At 63.2% G+C, this 20,910-nt stretch carries 19 protein-coding genes and 1 pseudogene; 9 read left to right on the top strand and 11 right to left on the bottom strand.

Annotated features, from left to right (window positions below; all coding sequences use genetic code 11):
* Positions 1-3: 3 nt before the first annotated feature.
* From FJW03_RS19995 to FJW03_RS19980, 4 genes are read left to right on the top strand one after another with little or no spacing between them, the layout of a single operon-like run.
* Positions 4-960, top strand: coding sequence for a carbohydrate ABC transporter permease (locus tag FJW03_RS19995; RefSeq protein WP_140609328.1), 957 nt, complete (start codon positions 4-6; stop codon positions 958-960).
* A complete protein-coding gene (locus tag FJW03_RS19990; RefSeq protein WP_140744967.1) occupies positions 957-1,175 on the top strand; it encodes a hypothetical protein in 219 nt (72 codons plus the stop codon). The genes FJW03_RS19995 and FJW03_RS19990 overlap by 4 nt, the downstream gene beginning before the upstream one ends.
* The gene (locus FJW03_RS19985) at positions 1,175-2,278 is read left to right on the top strand and encodes an ABC transporter ATP-binding protein (protein ID WP_140764558.1); all 1,104 of its coding nucleotides are present in this window, start codon (positions 1,175-1,177) and stop codon (positions 2,276-2,278) included. Before FJW03_RS19990 ends, FJW03_RS19985 begins: the two co-directional genes overlap by 1 nt.
* Positions 2,278-3,363 (top strand): ABC transporter ATP-binding protein, encoded by a 1,086-nt coding sequence (locus tag FJW03_RS19980; protein WP_140764561.1) that lies wholly within the window; start codon positions 2,278-2,280, stop codon positions 3,361-3,363. The genes FJW03_RS19985 and FJW03_RS19980 overlap by 1 nt, the downstream gene beginning before the upstream one ends.
* 36 nt (positions 3,364-3,399) lie before the next feature.
* On the opposite strand, the gene FJW03_RS19975 is transcribed toward FJW03_RS19980, so the two are convergent.
* The gene (locus tag FJW03_RS19975) at positions 3,400-4,386 is read right to left on the bottom strand and encodes an AraC family transcriptional regulator (RefSeq protein ID WP_140695398.1); all 987 of its coding nucleotides are present in this window, start codon (positions 4,384-4,386) and stop codon (positions 3,400-3,402) included.
* A gap of 182 nt (positions 4,387-4,568) precedes the next feature.
* Between FJW03_RS19975 and FJW03_RS19970 the strand changes: the two genes are divergently transcribed.
* Positions 4,569-5,783, top strand: coding sequence for an MFS transporter (locus FJW03_RS19970; RefSeq protein WP_140764564.1), 1,215 nt, complete (start codon positions 4,569-4,571; stop codon positions 5,781-5,783).
* Positions 5,784-5,910: 127 nt separating this feature from the next.
* Here the strand turns inward: FJW03_RS19970 and FJW03_RS19965 are convergent.
* Positions 5,911-6,259, bottom strand: a pseudogene (locus tag FJW03_RS19965) (GFA family protein).
* Positions 6,260-6,379: 120 nt separating this feature from the next.
* Between FJW03_RS19965 and FJW03_RS19960 the strand changes: the two are divergent.
* Positions 6,380-7,675 carry an amidase gene (locus FJW03_RS19960; RefSeq protein ID WP_140764567.1) on the top strand — a complete coding sequence of 432 codons (1,296 nt, stop codon included), beginning with the start codon at positions 6,380-6,382 and terminating at the stop codon, positions 7,673-7,675.
* A gap of 24 nt (positions 7,676-7,699) precedes the next feature.
* On the opposite strand, the gene FJW03_RS19955 is transcribed toward FJW03_RS19960, so the two are convergent.
* From FJW03_RS19955 to FJW03_RS19940, 4 genes are read right to left on the bottom strand one after another with little or no spacing between them, the layout of a single operon-like run.
* Entirely contained in the window at positions 7,700-8,692 is a 993-nt protein-coding gene (locus FJW03_RS19955) for a hydroxyacid dehydrogenase (protein WP_226890414.1), read from the bottom strand.
* A gap of 2 nt (positions 8,693-8,694) precedes the next feature.
* Positions 8,695-9,414 carry a FadR/GntR family transcriptional regulator gene (locus FJW03_RS19950; protein ID WP_140764570.1) on the bottom strand — a complete coding sequence of 240 codons (720 nt, stop codon included), beginning with the start codon at positions 9,412-9,414 and terminating at the stop codon, positions 8,695-8,697.
* Positions 9,415-9,416: 2 nt separating this feature from the next.
* Positions 9,417-10,586: a mandelate racemase/muconate lactonizing enzyme family protein gene (locus FJW03_RS19945; protein WP_140764573.1), complete on the bottom strand. Its 1,170-nt coding sequence runs from the start codon at positions 10,584-10,586 to the stop codon at positions 9,417-9,419.
* Positions 10,587-10,646: 60 nt separating this feature from the next.
* The gene (locus FJW03_RS19940; protein WP_140609308.1) at positions 10,647-11,534 is read right to left on the bottom strand and encodes a sugar phosphate isomerase/epimerase family protein; all 888 of its coding nucleotides are present in this window, start codon (positions 11,532-11,534) and stop codon (positions 10,647-10,649) included.
* Positions 11,535-11,931: 397 nt separating this feature from the next.
* Here FJW03_RS19940 and FJW03_RS19935 point away from each other — a divergent pair, with 397 nt between their 5' ends.
* The 3 genes from FJW03_RS19935 to FJW03_RS19925 all read left to right on the top strand — a co-directional run bounded on the left by FJW03_RS19935 (position 11,932) and on the right by FJW03_RS19925 (position 15,304).
* A complete protein-coding gene (locus tag FJW03_RS19935; protein ID WP_140609306.1) occupies positions 11,932-12,987 on the top strand; it encodes a sugar phosphate isomerase/epimerase family protein in 1,056 nt (351 codons plus the stop codon).
* Positions 12,988-13,101: 114 nt separating this feature from the next.
* Positions 13,102-14,289: a Gfo/Idh/MocA family protein gene (locus FJW03_RS19930; RefSeq protein WP_140609304.1), complete on the top strand. Its 1,188-nt coding sequence runs from the start codon at positions 13,102-13,104 to the stop codon at positions 14,287-14,289.
* A gap of 163 nt (positions 14,290-14,452) precedes the next feature.
* Positions 14,453-15,304, top strand: coding sequence for a sugar phosphate isomerase/epimerase family protein (locus FJW03_RS19925; RefSeq protein ID WP_140609302.1), 852 nt, complete (start codon positions 14,453-14,455; stop codon positions 15,302-15,304).
* Positions 15,305-15,530: 226 nt separating this feature from the next.
* Here FJW03_RS19925 and phnE (FJW03_RS19920) read toward each other — a convergent pair whose 3' ends face one another.
* The 5 genes from phnE (FJW03_RS19920) to FJW03_RS19900 all read right to left on the bottom strand — a co-directional run bounded on the left by phnE (FJW03_RS19920) (position 15,531) and on the right by FJW03_RS19900 (position 20,828).
* Positions 15,531-16,898: a phosphonate ABC transporter, permease protein PhnE gene (gene phnE / locus FJW03_RS19920; RefSeq protein WP_140609300.1), complete on the bottom strand. Its 1,368-nt coding sequence runs from the start codon at positions 16,896-16,898 to the stop codon at positions 15,531-15,533.
* 157 nt (positions 16,899-17,055) lie between these two features.
* The gene (phnE, locus tag FJW03_RS19915; RefSeq protein ID WP_413466511.1) at positions 17,056-17,970 is read right to left on the bottom strand and encodes a phosphonate ABC transporter, permease protein PhnE; all 915 of its coding nucleotides are present in this window, start codon (positions 17,968-17,970) and stop codon (positions 17,056-17,058) included.
* Between the two features lie 97 nt (positions 17,971-18,067).
* Positions 18,068-18,976 (bottom strand): phosphonate ABC transporter substrate-binding protein, encoded by a 909-nt coding sequence (phnD, locus tag FJW03_RS19910; RefSeq protein WP_140609296.1) that lies wholly within the window; start codon positions 18,974-18,976, stop codon positions 18,068-18,070.
* Positions 18,977-19,123: 147 nt separating this feature from the next.
* Positions 19,124-19,981: a phosphonate ABC transporter ATP-binding protein gene (phnC, locus tag FJW03_RS19905; protein WP_140695407.1), complete on the bottom strand. Its 858-nt coding sequence runs from the start codon at positions 19,979-19,981 to the stop codon at positions 19,124-19,126.
* A gap of 136 nt (positions 19,982-20,117) precedes the next feature.
* On the bottom strand, positions 20,118-20,828 hold the full coding sequence (locus FJW03_RS19900; RefSeq protein WP_140609292.1) for a DUF1868 domain-containing protein: 711 nt from the start codon (positions 20,826-20,828) through the stop codon (positions 20,118-20,120).
* Positions 20,829-20,910 lie beyond the last annotated feature (82 nt).

Raw genomic sequence — 20,910 nt, 5'->3', positions numbered from 1 at the left:
CCGATGGCCGCCGTGCGTACCACCAGCGAGATCGCGCTCAACCGCATCGCCGTCGTCTCGGTGCTGATCGCGACGCTGATCTTCCTCGCGCCGATCTACTGGATCGCCTCCACGGCCTTCAAGCCGAAGGAACTGGCGATCACGGTGCCGCCCACCGTTCTTTTCCAGCCGGAGGTCACGCCATTCATCCGTCTGTTCACCAAGCGGGTACAGATGCAGAAGGCCGTCGACCCCCAAGTCTACGAGGCCGCACCTTGGTGGGAAAAGCGCATTTACGACGGCGGCGAGCGGGTGCTGAAGGTCGGCAAGGATGTGCAGCTTTCGCAGTACCCCGACCGGTTCATGAACAGCCTTATCGTGGCGGTCATCAGCACAGTGCTTGCCGTCGGCATGGGAACCTTCACCGCCTACGGCTTCTCGCGCTTCAAGATCGCGGGCGAGGCGGATCTGCTCTTCTTCATCCTGTCGACACGCATGCTGCCGCCGGTGGTCGTGGCGATCCCGATGTTCCTGATGTACCGGGTCGTTGGCCTCAACGACTCGCATATCGGCCTGATCATCCTCTACGTCGCCTTCAACCTGTCCTTCTCGGTCTGGCTGATGAAGGGCTTCATGGACGAGATCCCGAAGGAGTATGAGGAGGCGGCGCTCGTCGACGGCTACACGCGCATGCAGGCTTTCTTCAAGATCGTGCTGCCGGAAGCCGCGACCGGTATCGCCGCCACCGCCGTGTTCTGCTTCATCACCGCGTGGAACGAGTATGCCTTCGCGCTGATCATGACCAACCGGCGCGCGCAAACGGCGCCGCCTTTTATTCCCAGCCAGATCGGTTCCGGCTTGCCGGACTGGACCACGATCGCGGCGGGAACCTTCCTGTTCCTGCTGCCGGTCGCGATCTTCACCTTCCTGCTGCGCAACCACCTGCTTCGCGGCGTGACCTTCGGAGCGATCCGCAAATGAGTTTTCGCGCCGTCAACGAGAAATACCTGCTGCCGGCCTCGCAGATACTCATGGTGCTGGGCATCGTCGCGCTCTGCCAGCCATGGAGTCTCGGCCTGCATTCCTACGGTGTGACGATCATCCTGATCGGGCTGATCGGCTTCAACATCACGTCAAAGATTGCACCGGCCCGCAGCGAGAAAACCGGCGCCACGGCGCATGAGGGAGCCCGGTAGTGACGCAGATCGAACTTCGCGGCATCGAGAAATTCTTCGGCGCCGTTCAGGTCATCCACAATTTGAACCTCGCCATCGCCGACAACGAGTTCATCGTGCTGCTCGGCCAGTCGGGCTGCGGCAAGACAACGACGCTGCGCGCCATAGCGGGGCTCGAGACGATCGACCAGGGCGACATCCTGATCGACGGCAAGGCAGTGCAGCACCTCAGGGCAGCCGACCGCGACATCGCCATGGTGTTTCAATCGTTTTCGCTCTACCCGCATATGACGGTCTTCGAAAACATCGCCTTTCCGCTACGTGCAACGCGCATGGGCAGCGGCGAGGTGGACAAGTCGGTTCGGGAGGTCGCCCGGGTTCTGCGCATCACCGACCTGCTCGGCAAGAAGCCGTCGGCGCTCTCCGGAGGCGACATGCAACGCGTGGCCATCGGCCGGGCCCTGGTGCGGCGGCCAAAGGCGATGCTGATGGATGAGCCGATCGGCGCGCTCGACGCCAAGCTGCGCGAGGAGATGCGGGCCGAGATCAAGCGGCTGCACGTCAAGCAGGGTTCGACCACGATCTATGTCACCCATGACCAGATCGAAGCAATGAGCCTGGCCGATCGCATCGTCATCATGCATGAGGGTTTCATCCAGCAGGTCGGCACTCCAGACGAGGTCTATTCACATCCCGCCAATCTGTTCGTGGCGCAATTCGTCGGCAGCCCGGTGATGAATGTCGCCGACGCGGCGGTGACCGAGAAAGCATCTTTCGCATCGGTGATCGTCGGCGACGCGACCACCGGTTTCGAGTTTCCCAGTGCCTTGCTGTCGAAGCTCAACGGCCATGCCGGTGGGCAGTTGGCACTTGGCATCCGGCCGGAAGGCGTGCTCATCCGCCGTGACGCGGCCGACGGCTTCATGGCCGTCGAGACGCAGATCGTCGAACCGCTCGGCTCCTTCGACATCGTCGATCTCAAAGTCGGTTCGAAGATGCTGCGAGCCCGCACCAAGGGCGGCTTCGTAAGCGGGCCAGGCGAGAAGGTGTTCGCCCGGATCGATCCGACGCAGGCGCATTTCTTCGACAAGGCAAGCGGCAAGTCGCTTGAGGTGAGGCTCTGATGGCCCATATCCAGCTCAAGAACATCTCCAAGAGTTTCGGCAACCACACGGCGCTCACCGGGCTCGATCTCGACATCGCCGATGGCGAGTTCTTCGTCCTGCTCGGCGAGACGGGCGCCGGCAAGACGACGACGCTGCGGCTGATCGCCGGCCTGGAAAAACCCAGCGAGGGGCAGGTGTTCATCGACGGCGTCGACGTTGCGGACTGGGGCGCGGCCGAGCGCGACGTGGCGCTGGTGCTGCAGCAATATTCGCTTTATCCGCGCTACACGGTGCGGGAGAACCTCGAATTTCCGCTGAAGCCGAAGATCCGTCGGCTGCCAGGCGCCGAGATCAAGGACCGTGTCGAACGTGCGGCGCGCACGCTGCGCATTGAGCACCTGCTCGACCGCAAGACCGACCGTCTGTCCGGCGGCGAGATGCAGCGCGTCTCGATCGGCCGCGCCATCGTGCGCAAGCCGCGCGTGTTCCTGATGGATGAGCCGCTGTCGGCGCTCGACGCCAAGCTGCGCGAGGCGCTGCGCACCGAGTTGAAAAACCTGCAGATGCAGCTCGGCGCCACATTCCTGTTCGTCACCCACGATCAGATCGAAGCGATGTCGATGGGCGACAAGGTCGGCGTCCTGAACCATGGCCGGATCGTGCAGACCGGCACGCCGCACGAGATCTACAACAATCCGCGCGACACCTATGTGGCGAGCTTCGTCGGCTCGCCGCCGATGAACCTCATCGACGGCAGACTGGTGAATGGCCGCGCGGTCATGGCACCGTTGAATTTCGAATTACCCTTTTCGGGGGGAGCCAAGGCGAGTGCGGCGACAGATGGTCGCCCGCTCGTCTTCGGTATCCGTCCCGAGGACGTCCATCTGGAGGGCGGTGCGCCAGTCGAGGCGCGTGTCCACGACGTCGAAAATCATGGCGTGGAAAAGATCCTGACGCTGCGCGTCGGAGAGGCGATGCTGCGCGCCACGGTGCCGGCCAGGACCGATGTCACGATCGAGCAGCCGGTGCGCTTTGCCTGGAACCCGGACAAGGTGGTGCTGTTCGACAAGGGCAGCGGTGTCAGCCTGCGGCATGCCTCATAGGTGTTGCTTCGTTCGAGGGGCGCGGGACAGGAAAGGTCAACCGGCCTGACGGATCTCTGCCTGTTCCTCGGCACGGAAATGGCTGGGCGCCGAGCCGATGACGCGCTTGAAGGCACGGCTGAAGGCGGCGTCCGATTCATAGCCGAGACGAGCGGCAACGACTGATATTTTCATGCGGTCGCGGACCAGCCACTGCCTCGCCTGATGCATTCGGACCTGGGTGACGTATTTTGCCGGCGTCTCGCCGACGATGGTGGCGAAACGCTCGGCAAAGCCCGAGCGCGAGGCGCCCATCATCCTGGCCAGCGCCTCGACCGTCCAGTCATGGTCCGGCTCGAGATGAATGGCGGCCAGCACGCGGCCGATATCGCGGTCCCGGACCGCCGCGATCCAGCCGGAGGAGTCGCCGCAGCCGCGCTCGACCCATGAGCGGATGACTGTCGCGGCAAGCACGTCGGCCAGCCGCGCCAGAATGCCGCCGGAGCCGACGCGTTCCATCGTGACTTCGCGCGCCATCGATTCGAGGAGATGCGGAATGCCCGGCTCATAGGCTTCCAGTTCGTGCGTTCGCATCACGTCCGGCATCATGCCGAGCAGGGGATGCAAGCCGTCGAGATTGAAATACATGCTGGCGCAGAACAGCAGCGTTCCCGGCTGGCAATTCTTGTCGCACATCTCCGCGTTGGACGTGCAGTAGACGTCCTTGCAGACTTCCTCGAGCTCGTAGCCATGGATCGGCCAGGTCTGCGCACCGGGTTCGCTGGCCAGCACATGGGCCTCACCGCGCGGCAAAAGCACCGCATCGCCGGCATTGAGCTGCACCCACTCGCCGGAGGGCTGCTTCAGCCAGCAGCCCTTGCGGCCGATGAAATGAAACCGCGCCCCGGGCTGAGCCGGGAACTGGATACCCCACGGCTCCTTCATTTCGCAGCGGCCATACTCGACACCATCGAGGCGCAGGCCGCGCAATATGTCTGTCAGTGGGTCGCCGGTGACCGGAATTTTGGACGAACGGTCAAACATAATGGGGTTTCTAGCATGGAAACTCCAGCCCGTCACTCCTTATGTTGCGGTGTAGCTTGATGTTGCGCCGCAAACAAATCGACGACCGGCCCATAGCCAAGCCGTGACGGCAAGGCATGTAACGGGTGGAGCCCCAGCCGGTCGTTCCCTATGTGGCGCTGCCAACAGATCGGAGACTGACCATGGCCGAACCCGCGACAGGCGTCATCGACGCCGCACTTCTCAATCCCGCAGAATCCGATGAACGAACCGAGCCGGCATGGGGTGCCGTGGTTTCGCTCGCGCTTGGCGTCTTCGGCCTCGTCACCGCCGAATTCCTGCCCGCCAGCCTGCTGACGCCGATGGCACGCGATCTCGGTGTGAGCGAAGGTGTCGCCGGCCAGGCGGTGACCGCAACCGCCATCGTCGGGGCCATCGCCGCGCCCACCATGGCCATCGTCACAGGGCGCATGGATCGCAGGCTGGTGATGTGGATGCTGACGGCGTTCTTGATCTTGTCCAACCTTCTGGCCACCTTCGCCTCGTCGCTGCCCATGCTTCTGCTTGCCCGCGTGGTGCTCGGCGTCGCATTGGGCGGCTTCTGGGCGATGTCGGCGGCGATGGCGCTGCGGCTGGTGCCGATGCGGCTGATGCCACGCGCCATGTCGATCGTCCTGACCGGCGTTTCGCTGGCCACCGTCACCGCCGCCCCTGTCGGCGCCTATGTCGGCGATTTGTGGGGATGGCGCACGGCATTCATGATCGCGACCATCGTCGGTGCGTTGGCGCTGCTGGTGCAACTGGCCACCATTCCGAAGCTGCCGCCGGTTGGCGTCGCGAGCTTCCGCACCTTGCTCCAGGTGCTGGAGCGGCCGTCGATCAGGGTGGCCCTGCTGGTCGTGTTGCTGGTCGCGTCCGGGCACTTTGCCGGCTTCACCTATGTCCGTCCCTTCCTCGAAAAGGTGCCGGTGCTGGACATCGAGACGATCTCGCTGGTGCTTCTGGCTTATGGCGTTGGCGGTTTCTTCGGCAATATCGCCGGCGGCATCCTGGCCGAACGCAGCCTCAAGACAGCCGTGGCGCTGGCACCCTTGCTGATTGCCCTGGCGGCCGCTTCGATGCTGATCTTCGGCGCTTCGCCGACGATCGCCGCTGCCGCTGTCGCGGCCTGGGGTTTTGCCTTCGGCGCCGTCCCGGTCGGGCTGCAAAGCTGGCTGGTCCGGGCCGCGCCCGACCAGGCCGAAAGCGCCGGCGGCCTGATGGTGGCGACCTTCCAGGTGGCGATCGCGCTGGGCGCCGTCTTCGGCGGCCTGCTGGTCGACCATGCCGGCGTCGCCAGTGCCTTCGCCTATTGCGGCATCGCAACACTGCTGGCTGCGGTCGTGGTGTTCCTGCGCGGCCCGAAGCAGGCCGAATAGCGTCCGCCGACAGCCATTCCTGGCAGCGGCCCGAGAACCGTCACGGTTTTCGGGCCGATGCCGTTCTGGTGACGGTAACAAAGCGGGTTGCGGCATCGGATCGTTCCCGCCGGAACGAGCGAGAGGCTCAGGCCGACCGACCGTCGAAGTCGAAGATCGACAGAACGGAAATGTCGATACCCTCGACACAGTTGAGGTTGATGTAGGCGCTGCGTTGACCGCCCTTCGTGGACATCCTCGGCGAAAGGGTGGATGCCGCAGGTGCGGCAGAAACGGTGCGCGATGGCATGATTGCCGAATGTATAGGTGCTGAGGTCATCACCCCAGGCGAGGACTGTCAGGCTTTCATGCGGGACGGCGCACAGGAGCGCGCCCTTGCGCGAGCAGATTGAACAATTGCACCGCACGACACCGGTCAGCTTCGCCTTGAATTCGAAGGCGACCTTGCCGCAGTGACAGCTGCCTCTGTAGAGCATCGTTTCTTCCTCGCATCCGACAGGGGTGCAAAACCGCCTTCGCCGGGTTAAGTCTCGGCAAGCCATGCAACTGGCTTCTCATCTTAAGACGTTCAGGCAGTCCGGAGTCCGACACCGACAATGCAATCCGTCCGCGATCATCTCGAAATTATTCTCGCGCGCCTTGCCGCCCGCGCCGGCGACGAACGCGTTTTCACGAGGATTTACACGGAGCCGGCGCGCGCGGCGGCCGACGCCAGCGACGCCCGCAGCCGAGCCGGCGTGACGCTTGGACCGCTCGATGGCACGATCGTCTCGATCAAGGATCTGTTCGATGTGGCCGGTGAGCCGACCACGGTCGGCTCGCTGATGCGCAAGACCGCCGCGCCCCCGCTGCGCGATGCCGCCATCGTTAGCCGGTTAAGGCAGGCTGGCGCGGTGATCATTGGCAAGACCAACATGACCGAATTCGCCTTCACCGCGATCGGCGACAACATGCATTACGGCACGCCAGGCAATGCCGTCGATGCCAGCCGCATCCCCGGCGGTTCGTCGTCCGGAGCCGGCGTTTCCGTCGGCGAGGGGACGAGCGACATATCGATCGGATCCGATACCGGCGGGTCGATCCGCATTCCGGCGTCGCTCAACGGCGTCTTCGGCTTCAAGCCGACGGCGCGGCGCGTGCCGCTTGCCGGTGCCTTTCCGCTGTCGAGCACTCTGGACTCGATCGGGCCGCTTGCCCGAACGGTCGCGCACTGTGCCGCTACCGATGCGGTGATGGCCGGCGGGATGCCGAGCGAACTGGCGGGCATTGCACTCGCCGGGCTTCGCGTTGGCATCCCGCGCGGCGTTCTTTTCGGAGATACGGACGGCGAGATTGCCGCGGCCTTCGAGCGTTGTCTTGGCAAGATCGAACAGGCTGGCGCGCGCATTGCGGATCTGTCAATCGACGATATGATCGCGGATTTGCGCGCAGCCACCAAGCGCGGCTCGATCGCGGCCATGGAAGGAGCCGAGATCCATGCCGACTGGCTGGCGACGGGTGCATCGGTGCCGGTCGATCCCCATGTCAGCGGCCCCCTGTCGCAGGCGGCGATGCTGCCGGCGCCGGTCTATATCAGGGCACTGCGACGCCGTGGCGCGCTCGTCGCCGCCATGGACGAGCGGCTGGCATCGGTCGATGTGCTGGTTCTGCCAACCACGCCGGTGACGGCGCCGACCATTGTTTCCATGACAGAAGACCCCGAACTGCGCGACCATGTCGAAGACCTGCTGCTGCGCAACACACAGATCACCAACCAGTTCGACCTCTGCGCGATCTCGCTGCCGATGCCTGACATGACGCTGCCGGCCGGGCTGATGCTGGTGGCGCGCAACGGCCATGATCGGCATCTGCTGCGGATTGCCGCTGAAGTGGAGAGGCTGCTGGGCGGCTGATCGGCAGGGCGAAACCGCAATGCGCTATATGTCGAGCGGAAACCGTCGCCGGTAGTGATCGACCACTTCCGGATTGCGCAGATTGACCGGCAGTTTGCCCGCCAGCACCAGCAAGGCCTCGCCCGCCGCGCCAATCCCCATGCGCATCATCGATTCCTCGGTGATCCCTGCCATGTGCGGGGTGATGATGACGTTGTCGAAGCCGAAATAGGGATGATCTGGCGGCAGCGTCTGCGTCGAAAACACGTCGAGCGCGGCGCCGCCGATGCGGCGTCCCCGCAAGGCTTCGATCAGCGCATCGTCGTCGACGACCGGCCCGCGCGACACGTTGATCAAGAGCACGTTGGGTTTCATGCGCGCGATGCGCTCGCGGCTGATCAGGCCGCGCGTCTCCGGCGTCAGCGGACAGCAGAGCACGATGATGTCGCTCTGCTCGACCAGCGCGTCGATCGACAGGAAGCCGACCTTCTCCGGCGCCGGCTGCATGCTGCGTGTCGTTGCCACCACCTTCAGGTCGAAGCCGTGCGCGGCGATATGGCCGACGGCCTGCCCGACCGCGCCAAGGCCGACGATGCCGATGGTCTTGCCGGCAAGCTCGATATTGGCGTTGGCATGCTCGCGTCCGACGAGCCAGCCTTTGGCGCGCAGGTCGCGGTCGACCCTGCGGAATTGCCGCAGCAGCGCAAGGGCCGCGAACATGACATGCTCGGCCACCGAGCGCGCATTGACCGCCGGCACATTGGCCACCAGCACGCCGGCGCCGGTCGCCGCCTCCATCGGGATCATGTCGAGCCCGGCGCCATGGCGGATCGCCGCTCGCAGCTTCCAGGCACCCTCGAACAACGCCGGCGGCAGCGGTGCGCGGACGATGACGATGTCGGCGTCCCTGGCCTCCTTGGTGAGGGTGCCGGCATCGAGCGCCGAAGCGATGACGATCTGACCGGCGCCGGCGAGCCTGGCTGAAGCGCGCGGATGCAGCGGATGCGTCGACAGGATCTTCGGCACGGTCTCGGCCACGGTCAGGCCTTTTCGAACGCCGGGCTCGCTGGCGCAACCGCCTTGCCGCCCTCGATCAGGCCTTTCCAGTAGCTTTCCGCGCCCTGCAGATGGGCGCTCATCAGCGCCTGGGCGAGATTGCCGTCGCGGCGCAGCAGCGCCTCGTAGATCTGCACGTGTTCGGCATGCGAACGCACGCTGCGTTCGGGATCGTTGAAGTAGATCGGCAGGCGCTGCTCGCCCATCAGATAGTAGACGCTGCAGATGTTGTGGAAGACGCCGTTCTTGGTGGCACGCACGATCTCGAGGTGAAACTCGCGGTCCTCCTTGGCGAGGCCTTCGCCGGCGACGATGCGCTCCTCGGAGGCCTTGAGGATTTCGCGCAGCCGTTCGAAATTCTCTTCGGTGGCGCGCGAGCAGGCAAGCTCGGCGGCCTTGATCTCATGGATCTTGCGCAATTCGACGGTCTCATAGATCTGCAACGGATCAAGCGGCAGGCCGGCGCGCGCGAACAGCGCCAGCGCCTCGACGCTTGCCTGCTTGGTGTCGATATAGATGCCTGATTTGGCCCGGCGCTCGACGATGCGCATGGCTTCGAGGATAGCCAGCGCCTCGCGGATCTGGCCGCGGCTGACGGCGAAATGCTCCGCCAGTTCGCGTTCCGACGGCGTACGGCCCGTCTCCTTGTCGGAGTGGGAGAACAGATAGGCGGCGAGTTCCGCGAGAAGGTTCTTTTCTTTCATCGTCAATTGCGTTGCGCGTGCGCCTCCAGGAACCGCTCCGAAATGGTGAACCCCAATCCGGGCTTTTCGGGGATCGCTATCATACCGTCCCTTGCTTCGACAGTCTCTTCGATCAGGTCGTGGATCATCGGGTTGGCACCGAGCGAATATTCGACGGTGAAACTTGATGGCGATGCGGCGCAGACATGCAGCCCGGCGAAGAAGCAGGGCGCGCCGGCCCATAGATGCGGTGCAAAGCGCAGGTTGAAGGCGCTGGCGATGGTGCCGATCTTCATCGCCTCGCTGATGCCGCCGCAGAAGGCGGGATCAGGCTGGAAGATGTCGGCGGCCTTGAGCATTGCGAGATCGCGGAAGGCATAGCGCGTCGCCTCGCTCTCGCCGGTGGCGATCGGAACGGCGCCGGAGGCACGCACTTCCGCCATGCCCGGCTTGTCGTCGGCGATGACAGGCTCCTCGAACCAGGCGAGATCAAGGTCGTTGACGAGATGGATGAAGCGCTTGGCCTCCGCCACCGTATAGGTGCCATGGGCATCGACCATCAACTCGACATCGGGGCCGATCGCCTGGCGGGCGGCGCGCACGCGGGCCGCGGAAATGTGTGCGGCGCGATCCATGGCGCCGACGCGCATCTTCAGCGCCTTGAAGCCGCCCTGGGCGATGTAGGATTTCAGCTGTTCGCCGATGGCATCGGCGGACGCCCAGCCGCCGGAGGCATAGGCCTGCATGCGATCGACCTTGCGTCCGCCGAGCAACCGCCAGACCGGTTGGCCGAGCGATTTGCCCAGTATGTCCCAGAGCGCGATGTCGACGGCGCTGATGGCGGCAATGCTCATGCCGCGCCGCGCCAACTGCGGCATGGCGTGGCCGGCGCGGGCCGCACCGTCGTGGCGCACGCCGTTGTAGAGCATCTCCCAGATGACGCCGATATCGGCTGGATCTCGGCCGATCAATTGCGGCCCGACCTCATGGTTCAGCATATGGACGAGGGCGCTGTAGCTGCCGGCGCTGCCGGCGGCGTTCTTGCCTTCGCCCCAGCCGACCAGCCCGTCATCGGTCCCGATGCGTAAGATGGCGGCATCAAAGGTCGTCACCTGGCCGAAGTCGCTGCGGTGCTGCCGCGCGGCTTCGATCGGGATGCGGACCCACCAGGCCTGGACAGTCTTGATGCGCATGTTTTTCCCCAGCCCTGCCGCCGGTCGAGGCGGAAGGGCAAATTTCCCAGAGACAGTCGACTACTTGATCAGCGGCAGCAGCGTTTCGGCGGTAATGCGCATCTGGTCGGTGTAGAATTTCTCGGTGAGCACGCTGGAGCCATGGTCCTGGATGAACTTCAACTGCTCGGGCGAGATATCGACCGGGTGGCGCTCGACCATGTCGGGATAGGGTGCCGCCGGCGTGCGGTCGACCGGAGCGACGAACTCATTGGTCAGCGCGCCGTCGTAGCCGACTTCCTTCAAAGTGGCGACGATCCTTGGCCAGTCGATCTGGCCGAGGCCTGCGGCGAAGCGGTTGTTGTCGGCGACATGGAAGTCGAACAGCCGCTTTCCGACCTGCCGGATGGCGTCATGGACGTTAAATTCCTCCATGTGGATATGGTAGGCGTCGAGGCAGACGCCGCATTCCGGACTGACCGCGTCGGCCAGTGCCAGCGCCTGGGCGCCGCGATTGAACAGATAAGTCTCGAAGCGGTTGAGCGGCTCGACGGCGATCTTGACGCCGACCTTCTTGGCGTGGCTGAAGCATTCGCGGGTTGCGTCGACCACCCACTTCCATTCCTCTTCCTCGGTGCCGTCAGGAACCACCTTGCCGACCGTGGCCGGAACCAGGGTGATGATCTCGCCATCGAGTTCGCTGACCATGGTCAGCACGTCCTTGACGTACTGTACGGAGCGCTCGCGCTGGCCCTGGTCCCTGGCGGCAAGGTTGCGCTCGCCCAGCATCAAGGTCACCGCACCCCAGCAGCGGATGCCATGCTCTCTCAAGAGCGCCCGCGTCTCCTTGGTTTTGTATTGCTCGGGCTCGCCGGAAATCTCGATCGACTCATAGCCGAATTTCTTGATGCGCTTGAGCGTGGTCTCCAGGGGTTCCGCGCGCATCCAGTTGTGCGTCGAAAGATGCATGGTCTGTCCTTCCAAATTGGTCCGTATGGTTTGCCTGCGACATGCATCGCCGAAAGACGACGCAAGCGTTCCTCCCCAAGGCCTCCCCAGCCCTTCCCCGCAAACTGGTTCGACCAATTGGGCCTGAGGCGAGGTCTACAGCAAATTCTCCTGAACGGCAAGAAGCGTGGCGGCGTAACGCGGCATGCGAATTATTCCCTTGATTATATTGCAATATGTGCCGATATCCCGGATGTGCGGAGGGCTTGGCCGAACCATTGTGAGGCTTGACCAAATTCCCCTATTTGGTAATACCAGAATGGCAATGCCTGCAAAGCGCACGATGCGAAAGACCAAAGTGGCTGGCCCTGTTTTCAATCAGCGCTATGCTTGGTCGACAAAGAAGGGGAGGATGCCTATGCCGACGACAATGAAGGGTCCCGGGCTGTTTCTGGCGCAGTTCGCGGGCGATGCCGCGCCATTCAATTCGCTGGCCTCGATCACCAAATGGGCTGCCGGTCTCGGCTACAAGGGCGTGCAGATCCCGACCTGGGACCGACGCCTGTTCGACCTTGAGAAGGCGGCGTCCTCCAAGGCGTATTGCGACGAGGTGAAGGGCATCTGTGCCGATGCCGGCGTGGAGATCACCGAATTGTCGACGCATCTGCAGGGTCAATTGGTGGCGGTGCATCCGGCCTACGACACGCAGTTCGACGGCTTTGCGCCGGCTTCGGTGCACAGCAATCCCCAAGCGCGACAGAAATGGGCGGTCGAGCAGATGACCTTCGGCGCCAAGGCGTCGCGCAACCTCGGCCTCGATGCCTCTGTGACCTTCTCCGGCGCATTGGCCTTCCCTTACCTCTACCCTTGGCCGCAGCGGCCGGCCGGCCTGATCGAGGAGGCCTTCGCCGAACTCGGCAAGCGTTGGAAGCCGATCCTCGATGTCTATGAGGACAATGGCGTCGATGTCGGCTACGAAATCCATCCCGGCGAGGACGTGTTCGACGGCGCCACCTTCGAAATGTTCCTCGATGCGGTCGGCGGCCATAAGCGTTGCAACATCAACTACGATCCGTCGCACTTCCTGTTGCAGCAGCTCGACTATCTCGAATTCATCGACATCTATCACGAGCGCATCAAGGCCTTCCACGTCAAGGACGCCGAGTTCAATCCGACCGGCCGGCAAGGCGTCTATTCCGGCTATCAGGGTTGGGTAAATCGGGCCGGCCGCTTCCGCTCGCTGGGCGATGGGCAGGTGGATTTCGGCGGCATCTTCTCCAAGCTGACGCAGTACGATTATGATTCCTGGGCAGTGCTGGAATGGGAGTGCTGCCTGAAACATCCGGAGGATGGCGCGGCAGAGGGCGCGCCCTTCATCCAGCATCACATCATCCGGGTGACGGAGAGGGCGTTCGACGATTTCGCCGGCGGCACCACCGACAAGAAGCTGCTGCGCGCAATGATGGGCATTTAGCGCCGGGAGGGATAGGTTCAGGCCGAGATCTTCGGCCTACGACCCCACCCGATCCGCTGCGCGGATCGACCTCCCCTCAAGGGGAGGTAAGCACAACGAGGGAGACAACAAAAAATGGTCGGCGCATCGAAGTCGGAAACGGGAGGCGGCCCGATCCGCTATGGCATGGTCGGTGGCGGCCAGGGCGCCTTTATCGGCGCGGTGCACCGCATCGCGGCGCGCATGGACAATGAGTTCGTGCTGGTTGCCGGTGCACTCTCTTCCGACCCCGCCCGCGCCAAGTCTTCGGCGGCCGAACTCGGGCTCGATCCGGACCGCAGCTATGCGTCCTACGCCGAGATGGCCAAGGCCGAGGCGAAGCGTACCGACGGTATCGAGGCGGTGGCCATCGTCACCCCCAACAATGTCCACGTGCCGGCAGCCAAGGCCTTCCTCGAGGCCGGCATCCACGTCATCTGCGACAAGCCGCTGGCGACGACGCTGGCCGAAGCAAAAAAACTGGCGGCGATCGTCGAGAAGACCGGCAAGGTGTTCGTGCTGACGCACAATTACACCGCCTATCCGATGGTGCGGCAGGCGCGCGAGATGGTGGCCAAGGGCATGCTCGGCGACATCCGTATCGTGCAGTCCGAATATCCGCAGGACTGGCTGACCGAGGATCTCGCCGCCACCGGCCAGAAGCAGGCATCCTGGCGCGGCGATCCGAAACAGGCGGGCGCCGGCGGGGCTCTGGGCGACATCGGCACGCATGCCTACAATCTTGCTCGCTTCGTTTCCGGACTGGAGCTGGACTCCCTGTCGGCCGATCTCGATGCCTTCGTGCCGGGACGGCAACTCGACGACAACGTCAACGTCATGCTGCGCTTCAAGCCGAACGGAAAAACGCATCCGGCCAAGGGCATGATCTGGGCAAGCCAGGTGGCGCCGGGCCATGAAAACGGCCTGAAGCTGCGCATCTATGGCTCGAAGGGCGGGCTGGAATGGGTGCAGGCCGACCCGAACTATCTCTGGTACACGCCCTTCGGCCAGCCAAAGCAATTGATCACCCGCAACGGCGCCGGCGCATTGCCGGTGGCGGGCCGCGTCAGCCGCGTGCCGTCAGGCCATCCCGAGGGCTATCTCGAAGGTTTCGCCAACATCTATCAGGAAGCGGCGCGGGCCATCCGCGCGGCGCGCCGCAAGGGCGGCAAGCCGGCAAAGGATGTCGTCTTCCCGACCATCGAGGACGGCGTCGAAGGTATGGCCTTCATCGAGGCCTGCGTGAAGTCGTCCAAGAAAAACGGAGCGTGGACGAAGCTTTGACCGGCGTGCCGATCTTCAGGTGATGCCGGCCTGCAAGCGGCTGTTCCTGCGCTTCCGGTGTTCACGTGCGAAAAGTACGCTCCGGTTCCCGGAAACGACCATTTTGGCTCGGCCTGATCTGAAGCTTGGAAACCCGGCGGGCTTAAAGTGGGGAGGAGCGTCGATGAAAATCGGCATGTGCATGTTCTTGTGGACGACGGCGGTATCGAAGAAGCACGAGCCATTGCTTCGCGACATCAAGGCGACAGGCTTCGACGGCGTCGAGATACCGGTCTTCGCCGGCACGCCCGACGACTACAGGAAACTGGGCGAGTTGCTCGATCGCATCGGGCTGGAGCGGACCGCGGTTTCGGCGATGGGCGATCCGGCGATGAACCTGATCTCGGCCGACGCGGCAACGCGCAAGGCGGGAATCGACTATATGAAATGGGCTGTCGATTGCGCCGATGCACTTGGCGCGAGCACATTGAGCGGACCGCTGCATTCGACGCTCGGCGCCTTTTCCGGCAGCGGGCCGACGGCAGCGGAGAAGAAGCGCTCGATTGCTTCGCAACGCGCCATCGGCGACCATGCCGGAAAGCGGAACGTCACAATCGGGCTCGAGGCGCTCAACCGTTTCGAATGCTACCTCGTCAACACGATGGCGGACCTGTCGGAGCATATCGACGCCATCGACCGCCCGCACATCAAGGCGATGTACGACACTTTCCACGCCAACATCGAGGAGGCCGACCCGATCGGAGCTTACACGAAGCATCGCGGCAACATCGTGCATATCCACATATCGGAGAACGATCGCGGCGTGCCGGGGCGCGGCAACATCCAGTGGAAGGAGACTTTCGCGGCCATCCGCAAGAGTGGCTACGACGACTGGCTGACGATCGAGGCCTTTGGCCGCTCGTTGAAAGACCTGGCGGCGGCGACCAAGGTGTGGCGCGATTTTTCCGAAACGCCGGAGGCGGTTTATCGGGATGGCTACAAGCACATCCGGAACGGGTGGAAGAAGGCGGCTTAGGCTCCTCCCTTCGTCATCCACGGGCGGAGCGGGAGCGAAGCGGACGCGGAGACCCGAGGATCCATGCCGCGACCTCGATGCTCCGCAACGGTTCAGAATTCTGCATCGCTATATTCTACGGCTTAGGTGACGGCATGGATCCTCGGGTCTGCGCCGCGTCGCTTCGCTCCTTGCTCCGCCCGTGGATGACGAAGGCGGCGCGGGCCGCTACCAAGCAGGGCGTTGATCAACCCTGCCGGGCTTGCATCCTGTTGTAGTCGTGGATGGTCCGGCTCAGCCTACGGCGCAGGAAGTTCGAGATGTTGTCGAAGATGAAGACGACCAGCAGGATCAGCAGCACCATGTAGAAGACGTTGGCCCAGTTGGAGTTGGTGCGCATGGCTTCCCACAATTTCAGGCCGATGCCGCCGGCACCGACGGCGCCGATAATGGTCGCGCCCCTTGTGTTGGATTCCCATTGGTAGAGTGTCTGGCTGATGAAGATGGGTATGACTTCCGGCATTACGCCATAACGCTGCACCAGCAGGCCGTTGGCACCGGTCGACTTGATGCCTTCGCGCGGTTTGTCGTCGATGTTCTCAAGACCTTCCGAATAGACTTTGCCGAGCGTGCCGATCTCGGTGAAGAAGATCGCCGCGCTGCCGGCCAGCGGCCCGGGGCCGAAGGCGCGGGTGAAGAACAGCGCCCAGATCAGCATGTCGACGGAGCGCATGAAGTCGAAGAAGCGCTTGAGCACCTGGCTGAGCGCGCCGCTCGGCGTGATGTTGCGGGCGGCGAAGAAGGCCAGCGGGAAGGCGACGATGCCGCCGAGCAGCGTGCCGAGAAACGCCATGACGATGGTCTGCAGCAGCTTCGTCCAGACATCGCCGTGCTGCCATTGGGCGTTGTTCCAGATGTTGTCGCCGGCAAGCGCGAGGTTCGAAGTGCCCGGCTTCAGTTCAGGGCCCGATACGATCAGCGAGATCACTTCGCCGGCGGGCTTGCCGAAGAAGGGCGAGCGTGTGTCGAAGACGAAATTCGCCCAGCCGAGGAAGCGCTTGCGCACCTTGACCCGATCGACGGTGACGCGAACCTCGCCAACGAAGCCCATACTGGCCACCACCTCGTCATCATGCGCGGTGATCCAGTCCGGCACCTGGCCCTCGACCACCGGCTTGCCACTGGTCAGCGAGACGGGAACCGTCTGGCCGTGGGCGGTAATCGTCGCCTGCGTCTTGTCGAAGGTGACGGATTTTGCCGGCCCATCTATTTGCACGGTGAAAGTGCCGTCCGGGTTCCTGATCACCCAGTCGGGGTTCGGATTATCGCCAAGGGCTGAGAAGCGCGGATATTTTGGCGTGATCTCGGGTTGATCAAGACGGAATTCCGGCTGCAGATCGTAGCTGATCCACTGTGTAAGGAAGAGCGGCAGGCGCTCCCAGTGCGATTCCCTTAGCACCTGAGGCAGGCTGAAGAACCACATCGCATAGACGAGGTACAGCATTGTGCCCGTGACCAGGAACAGCGGGCCGTAGCGCTTGTAGGCCGGGCGACGGAACACCTGCGGGTAACGCTCCTCGATCGACAGGATTTCGTCGGCGGTCATCGCGGCCATGTCTTGTCTTTCTGGTTGACCATGATCTCTTCCGAAAAACGGTCTAGAGCATGATGCCGAAAAGTGTGAAGCGGTTTTCGGACGACATCATGCTCTAACTTTTTGATTTAGAGACGGATTCAGATTTCAGGTCGACTCGACCTGAAATCATCCGGCTCTAGGCGTTCATCATAAAGGCCTGTTCGCCCACCAGCTTGCGGCGCAGCCAGGCAGAGAACTGGTCGACGAGGAAGATGGTGGTGAACAGGAGCAGGACCAGCGCCAGCGTCTTGGCGCCGAAGCCGCGCGAGATGGAGAGCTTCAGTTCCTCACCGATACCGCCGCCGCCGACCGCGCCGATGATGGTCGAAGCGCGCACGTTGATCTCAATTCTGAGCAGCGTGTAGGACATGAAATTGGGCAGCACTTGCGGCAGGTCGGCGAAGCGCACCCGCTCGAACCAGTTGGCGCCGACGGCGCGCAGGCCCTCCTCGGGACGCATGTCGATGTTCTCGTTGATCTCGTAGAACAGCTTGCCCAATGCGCCGATGGAGTGCAGGCCGATGGCGATGATGGCGGCGATCGGACCGATCGAGACGATGGCCGCGAACAGGCCGGCGATGACGATCTCGGGGAAGGCGCGCAGCAGTTCCATGAACCGCTTGACGATCAGCCGCAGCACCGGATGGGGCGTCAGATTGCGCGCCGCGATGAAGGAGAACGGCACGGCAAAGACGAAGCCGACGAAGGTCGAGACCAGCGCCACATTCACGGTGGTCAGCATCAGCTCGAAATATTCGGGGACGTAGAACCCGCCCCAGATATAGACGCGGCCGAGCGGGAAGTTGAATTCCTGGGTGCCGGTATCATGTGGCGAGGCGATGTCGAACAGGGCCCGCCAGACGTCGTTCCAATCCTTGGGAACAAGCCAGCTCAGGAAATCCAGAAGGTGGGGCAGCCGGTCGAAGAAATGCCCGGCATTGGCTTCGTCGGCGAACCACATGCTGGCGAACATCGCCACGAGCAGCAGGGCGACGCCCAACGCCGTATAGAAGCGGCGAAGCGACGTCTGGCGTCGCCAGGCATCAGCCATCTGGTGGGGGGCGCCGGAAGGGGCGGGAACGGAAAGGGTCATGATCGGGGATGCAAAAAGGGCGGCGCTTTCAGCACCGCCCTTTCCGATTTCATCATCAGCCGCCGATGGCTGCCTTACGGGCTTCGACGATGACGCTGTAGAAGTCCGGCTTCACCGGAACGTAACCGGTGAAATCGCCGCCTTCGACGCCTTCGAAGCAAGCCTTGTCCTTCTTGGGCAGGTCGGTGAAGAAGGCCGTGAGCTTTGCAGTCATCTCGTCGCCGAGCGCGGTGCGCACGACCAGCGGGCCGTTCGGGATCAGGCCCGAGCGCCAGACTTCGACGAAGTCGTTCGGATCGACGGCACCCTTGGCGACTTCCTTGTGGAAGGTGCCGGAGCTGTAGCCGTTCTTGAAGTCGCCGATGCCCGAGGAATCGTCGACAGCGACATCGACCTTGCCGTCGCGCACGGCCAGAACGTTGTTCTCATGGCCGCCGTTGAACTGGGTCGAAGCGAAGAAGCTGTCGTTCGGCATGCCGGTGGTCTTCGGAATCTGAGTCAGCGGGATCAGATAGCCCGAAGTCGAGTCCGGGTCGGCGTAGCCGAGTTTCTTGCCCTTGGCCGACATGATGTCCTTTATGCCCGAGGACTTCAGCGCCATGCCGATCGAGTAATAGCCGGTGGAACCGTCGGTCTGTTTGGTGGTGAGGATCGGGGTGACGGCTTTCGGGTCCTTGATGTAGACGCTGGCATAGCCGGAAGCGCCGAGCTCGGCGAAGTCGAGCGTGCCGCCGAGCAGGCCCTGGATGACGCCGTCATAGTCGGCGGCGGGGAACAGCGAGACCTTCTCGAAGCCGAACTCGGTCTTCAGGTGGTCAGCCAGGCACTGGTAGTTGCGAAGGCGGTCGGTCTCGTTTTCACCGCCGAGAATGCCGACGCGGAATTCTTTCATGTCGGCGGCATGGGCCATGCTGGTGGCCATCGCGAGCACCGAAACGGCGCCAAAAATCATTTTCCTGAACATATGACGTCTCTCCTGTAGGTTCCGGCCCCGCGCCGGCAGCGTTCTTGATTTTGACGGTGCCCTTGACGCGGGCGGACGATCCAGTACGGCTTTTCTTGGCCCATGATCTTTCCCGAAAAACGAATTCCACTTTTCGGGATTATGGGCTCAGTATCCCGGGAAAGCGGGTTCGAGCGGTCCGGCGGATGCGGTAATCTTTTGTTTGTAGGCAACGCTGGTCGAGGTGATGGCCTCCGAGATTTCGCTGCCATTGGCATCGGCGCCGTAGACAAGACGCACGGCGTCGCGGTCGAGTTCTTCGGGCGGACCGTCGAAGACGACCTTGCCGGCGGCCATGCCGATGATGCGGTTGCAATAGGCGCGGGCGGTGTCCAGCGTGTGCAGGTTGGTGACGACGGTGATGCCTTCGCGCAGGTTGATGTCCTGCAGCGAATCCATAACCACCTTGGCATTGAGCGGGTCGAGCGAGGCGATCGGCTCGTCGGCGAGGATCACCTTGGGCTGCTGCATCATGGCGCGGGCTATCGCGACGCGCTGCTGCTGTCCGCCCGACAACGTGCCGGCGGGCTGGAGCGCCGTGGGCGCGATGTCGAGCCGTTCCAGCGCCGCGACCGCCTCGGCGCATTCGGCGCGCGAGAACATGCCCAGAAGATTGGACAGGGTCGAACGATGGTTTAGTTTGCCGAGCAGCACGTTGGTCAGCACGTCGAGACGCGGCACCAGGTTGAACTGCTGGAAGATCATGGCGCAGTCGCGCTGCCAGCGCCGCAGTGGCGAACCACGCAGCCTGGAGACCTCGGCGCCGTCAAAAAAAATCGACCCCTGGCTGGGATCGACAAGACGGTTGATCATGCGAAGAAGGGTCGACTTGCCAGCGCCGGAACGGCCAATGATACCGACCATCTGACCCTGCGGGATCGAGATGTTGACGTCGCTGACGGCGGTGTTCTTGCCAAATCGTCGGCTGACACCGCGGATTTCGAGCGTGGCAGAGGTAGCTGACATGGGGCCGGGCTCCAGTCCAGTCGCGATTGAAGGTCTGTTGGGTCTTCGCTAGCGCAGCGCCATGAACCTGCGGTGTCGGATTGATGTCAGTTTTGTTACTACCCACAGGCCTGCGCCAGGCGTTTGGAGGGGACGATCAGCCGAGCACCAGCAGTTCCTCGAAATGCTTCATGTCATGGAACGCACAGAATGCGGGATGCTTGATCTCGATCACCGGGGCCTGCCGTACGAAAAGCGCAAGGCAATCGTCGAACAGCGCCTGCCATGCCGACGCCCTGTCATCCGCAAGCCGTTGGATCTGATAAGCGAAGGTGATGTGAAAGACGTAGGTTTCGTGATCAGGGTGCCGGTATCCGAACGGCACCGCGAGTGCGTCGCGCCATTCGCGCATGATGCGCACGTCCTCGTCCGTCGCGCCGGCAACGGTAAGGCCGGTCGGCACGACCTCGATAACCTTGATGTTGAAGGGAGGCAAGCCTTCGAAACCCTTCAGGCGTTCCAGATAGAGGCGGGTCATGGCGTCAATGCTGGTGTCGAGCGGCACATCCTGTGGCCAGTAAGGCAAGCGGCGGCGATATTCGATGATGCCCTGGAACAGCGTCATGTGCAGGCTGGAGACCGGCGTGAAGGCAAGGCGGTCGGCATCCGGCATTGCCGTCATCCGATCGCGCACGGCCAGCACCACCGCTTCGGAGGGCGAGCCGCCGACCAGATGGCTGACGACGGTGTTGCCGGGCTCGAGGAGAAAGTTGCCCGATGCATCGTAGCGCGTGCCAAGGTGCGCCGGCGGCGTCGGATTGTAGCCGGCAAAGAATCCGGCGAGCGAGGGTCTGACAGTGTCGAGCATGGCGATCTCCTTGGGAGATGGCGTCCTGTCCGAGTCCTGTGTCAGGGATGTGAAACCCGGCTGATCCCTACAGTGCGGCGGA

It is taken from the genome of Mesorhizobium sp. B4-1-4 (assembly GCF_006439395.2).
Lineage (GTDB): Bacteria > Pseudomonadota > Alphaproteobacteria > Rhizobiales > Rhizobiaceae > Mesorhizobium.
Note: the sequence above shows the minus strand (reverse complement) of the source record. Positions and strands in the feature narration are given on the sequence as shown.

Bases quoted from the DNA above. Each gene is read 5' to 3' on its own strand.
- FJW03_RS19960 (WP_140764567.1), top strand. From the start codon at position 6,380: ATGCAATCCGTCCGCGATCATCTCGAAATTATTCTCGCGCGCCTTGCC.
- FJW03_RS19975 (WP_140695398.1), bottom strand. From the start codon at position 4,386: ATGTTTGACCGTTCGTCCAAAATTCCGGTCACCGGCGACCCACTGACA.
- phnE (WP_413466511.1), bottom strand. From the start codon at position 17,970: ATGGCTGATGCCTGGCGACGCCAGACGTCGCTTCGCCGCTTCTATACG.
- FJW03_RS19995 (WP_140609328.1), top strand. From the start codon at position 4: ATGGCCGCCGTGCGTACCACCAGCGAGATCGCGCTCAACCGCATCGCC.
- phnD (WP_140609296.1), bottom strand. From the start codon at position 18,976: ATGTTCAGGAAAATGATTTTTGGCGCCGTTTCGGTGCTCGCGATGGCC.
- FJW03_RS19940 (WP_140609308.1), bottom strand. From the start codon at position 11,534: ATGCATCTTTCGACGCACAACTGGATGCGCGCGGAACCCCTGGAGACC.
- FJW03_RS19935 (WP_140609306.1), top strand. From the start codon at position 11,932: ATGCCGACGACAATGAAGGGTCCCGGGCTGTTTCTGGCGCAGTTCGCG.
- FJW03_RS19900 (WP_140609292.1), bottom strand. From the start codon at position 20,828: ATGCTCGACACTGTCAGACCCTCGCTCGCCGGATTCTTTGCCGGCTAC.
- FJW03_RS19990 (WP_140744967.1), top strand. From the start codon at position 957: ATGAGTTTTCGCGCCGTCAACGAGAAATACCTGCTGCCGGCCTCGCAG.
- FJW03_RS19950 (WP_140764570.1), bottom strand. From the start codon at position 9,414: ATGAAAGAAAAGAACCTTCTCGCGGAACTCGCCGCCTATCTGTTCTCC.
- FJW03_RS19970 (WP_140764564.1), top strand. From the start codon at position 4,569: ATGGCCGAACCCGCGACAGGCGTCATCGACGCCGCACTTCTCAATCCC.
- FJW03_RS19925 (WP_140609302.1), top strand. From the start codon at position 14,453: ATGAAAATCGGCATGTGCATGTTCTTGTGGACGACGGCGGTATCGAAG.
- phnC (WP_140695407.1), bottom strand. From the start codon at position 19,981: ATGTCAGCTACCTCTGCCACGCTCGAAATCCGCGGTGTCAGCCGACGA.
- phnE (WP_140609300.1), bottom strand. From the start codon at position 16,898: ATGGCCGCGATGACCGCCGACGAAATCCTGTCGATCGAGGAGCGTTAC.
- FJW03_RS19930 (WP_140609304.1), top strand. From the start codon at position 13,102: ATGGTCGGCGCATCGAAGTCGGAAACGGGAGGCGGCCCGATCCGCTAT.
- FJW03_RS19945 (WP_140764573.1), bottom strand. From the start codon at position 10,586: ATGCGCATCAAGACTGTCCAGGCCTGGTGGGTCCGCATCCCGATCGAA.
- FJW03_RS19980 (WP_140764561.1), top strand. From the start codon at position 2,278: ATGGCCCATATCCAGCTCAAGAACATCTCCAAGAGTTTCGGCAACCAC.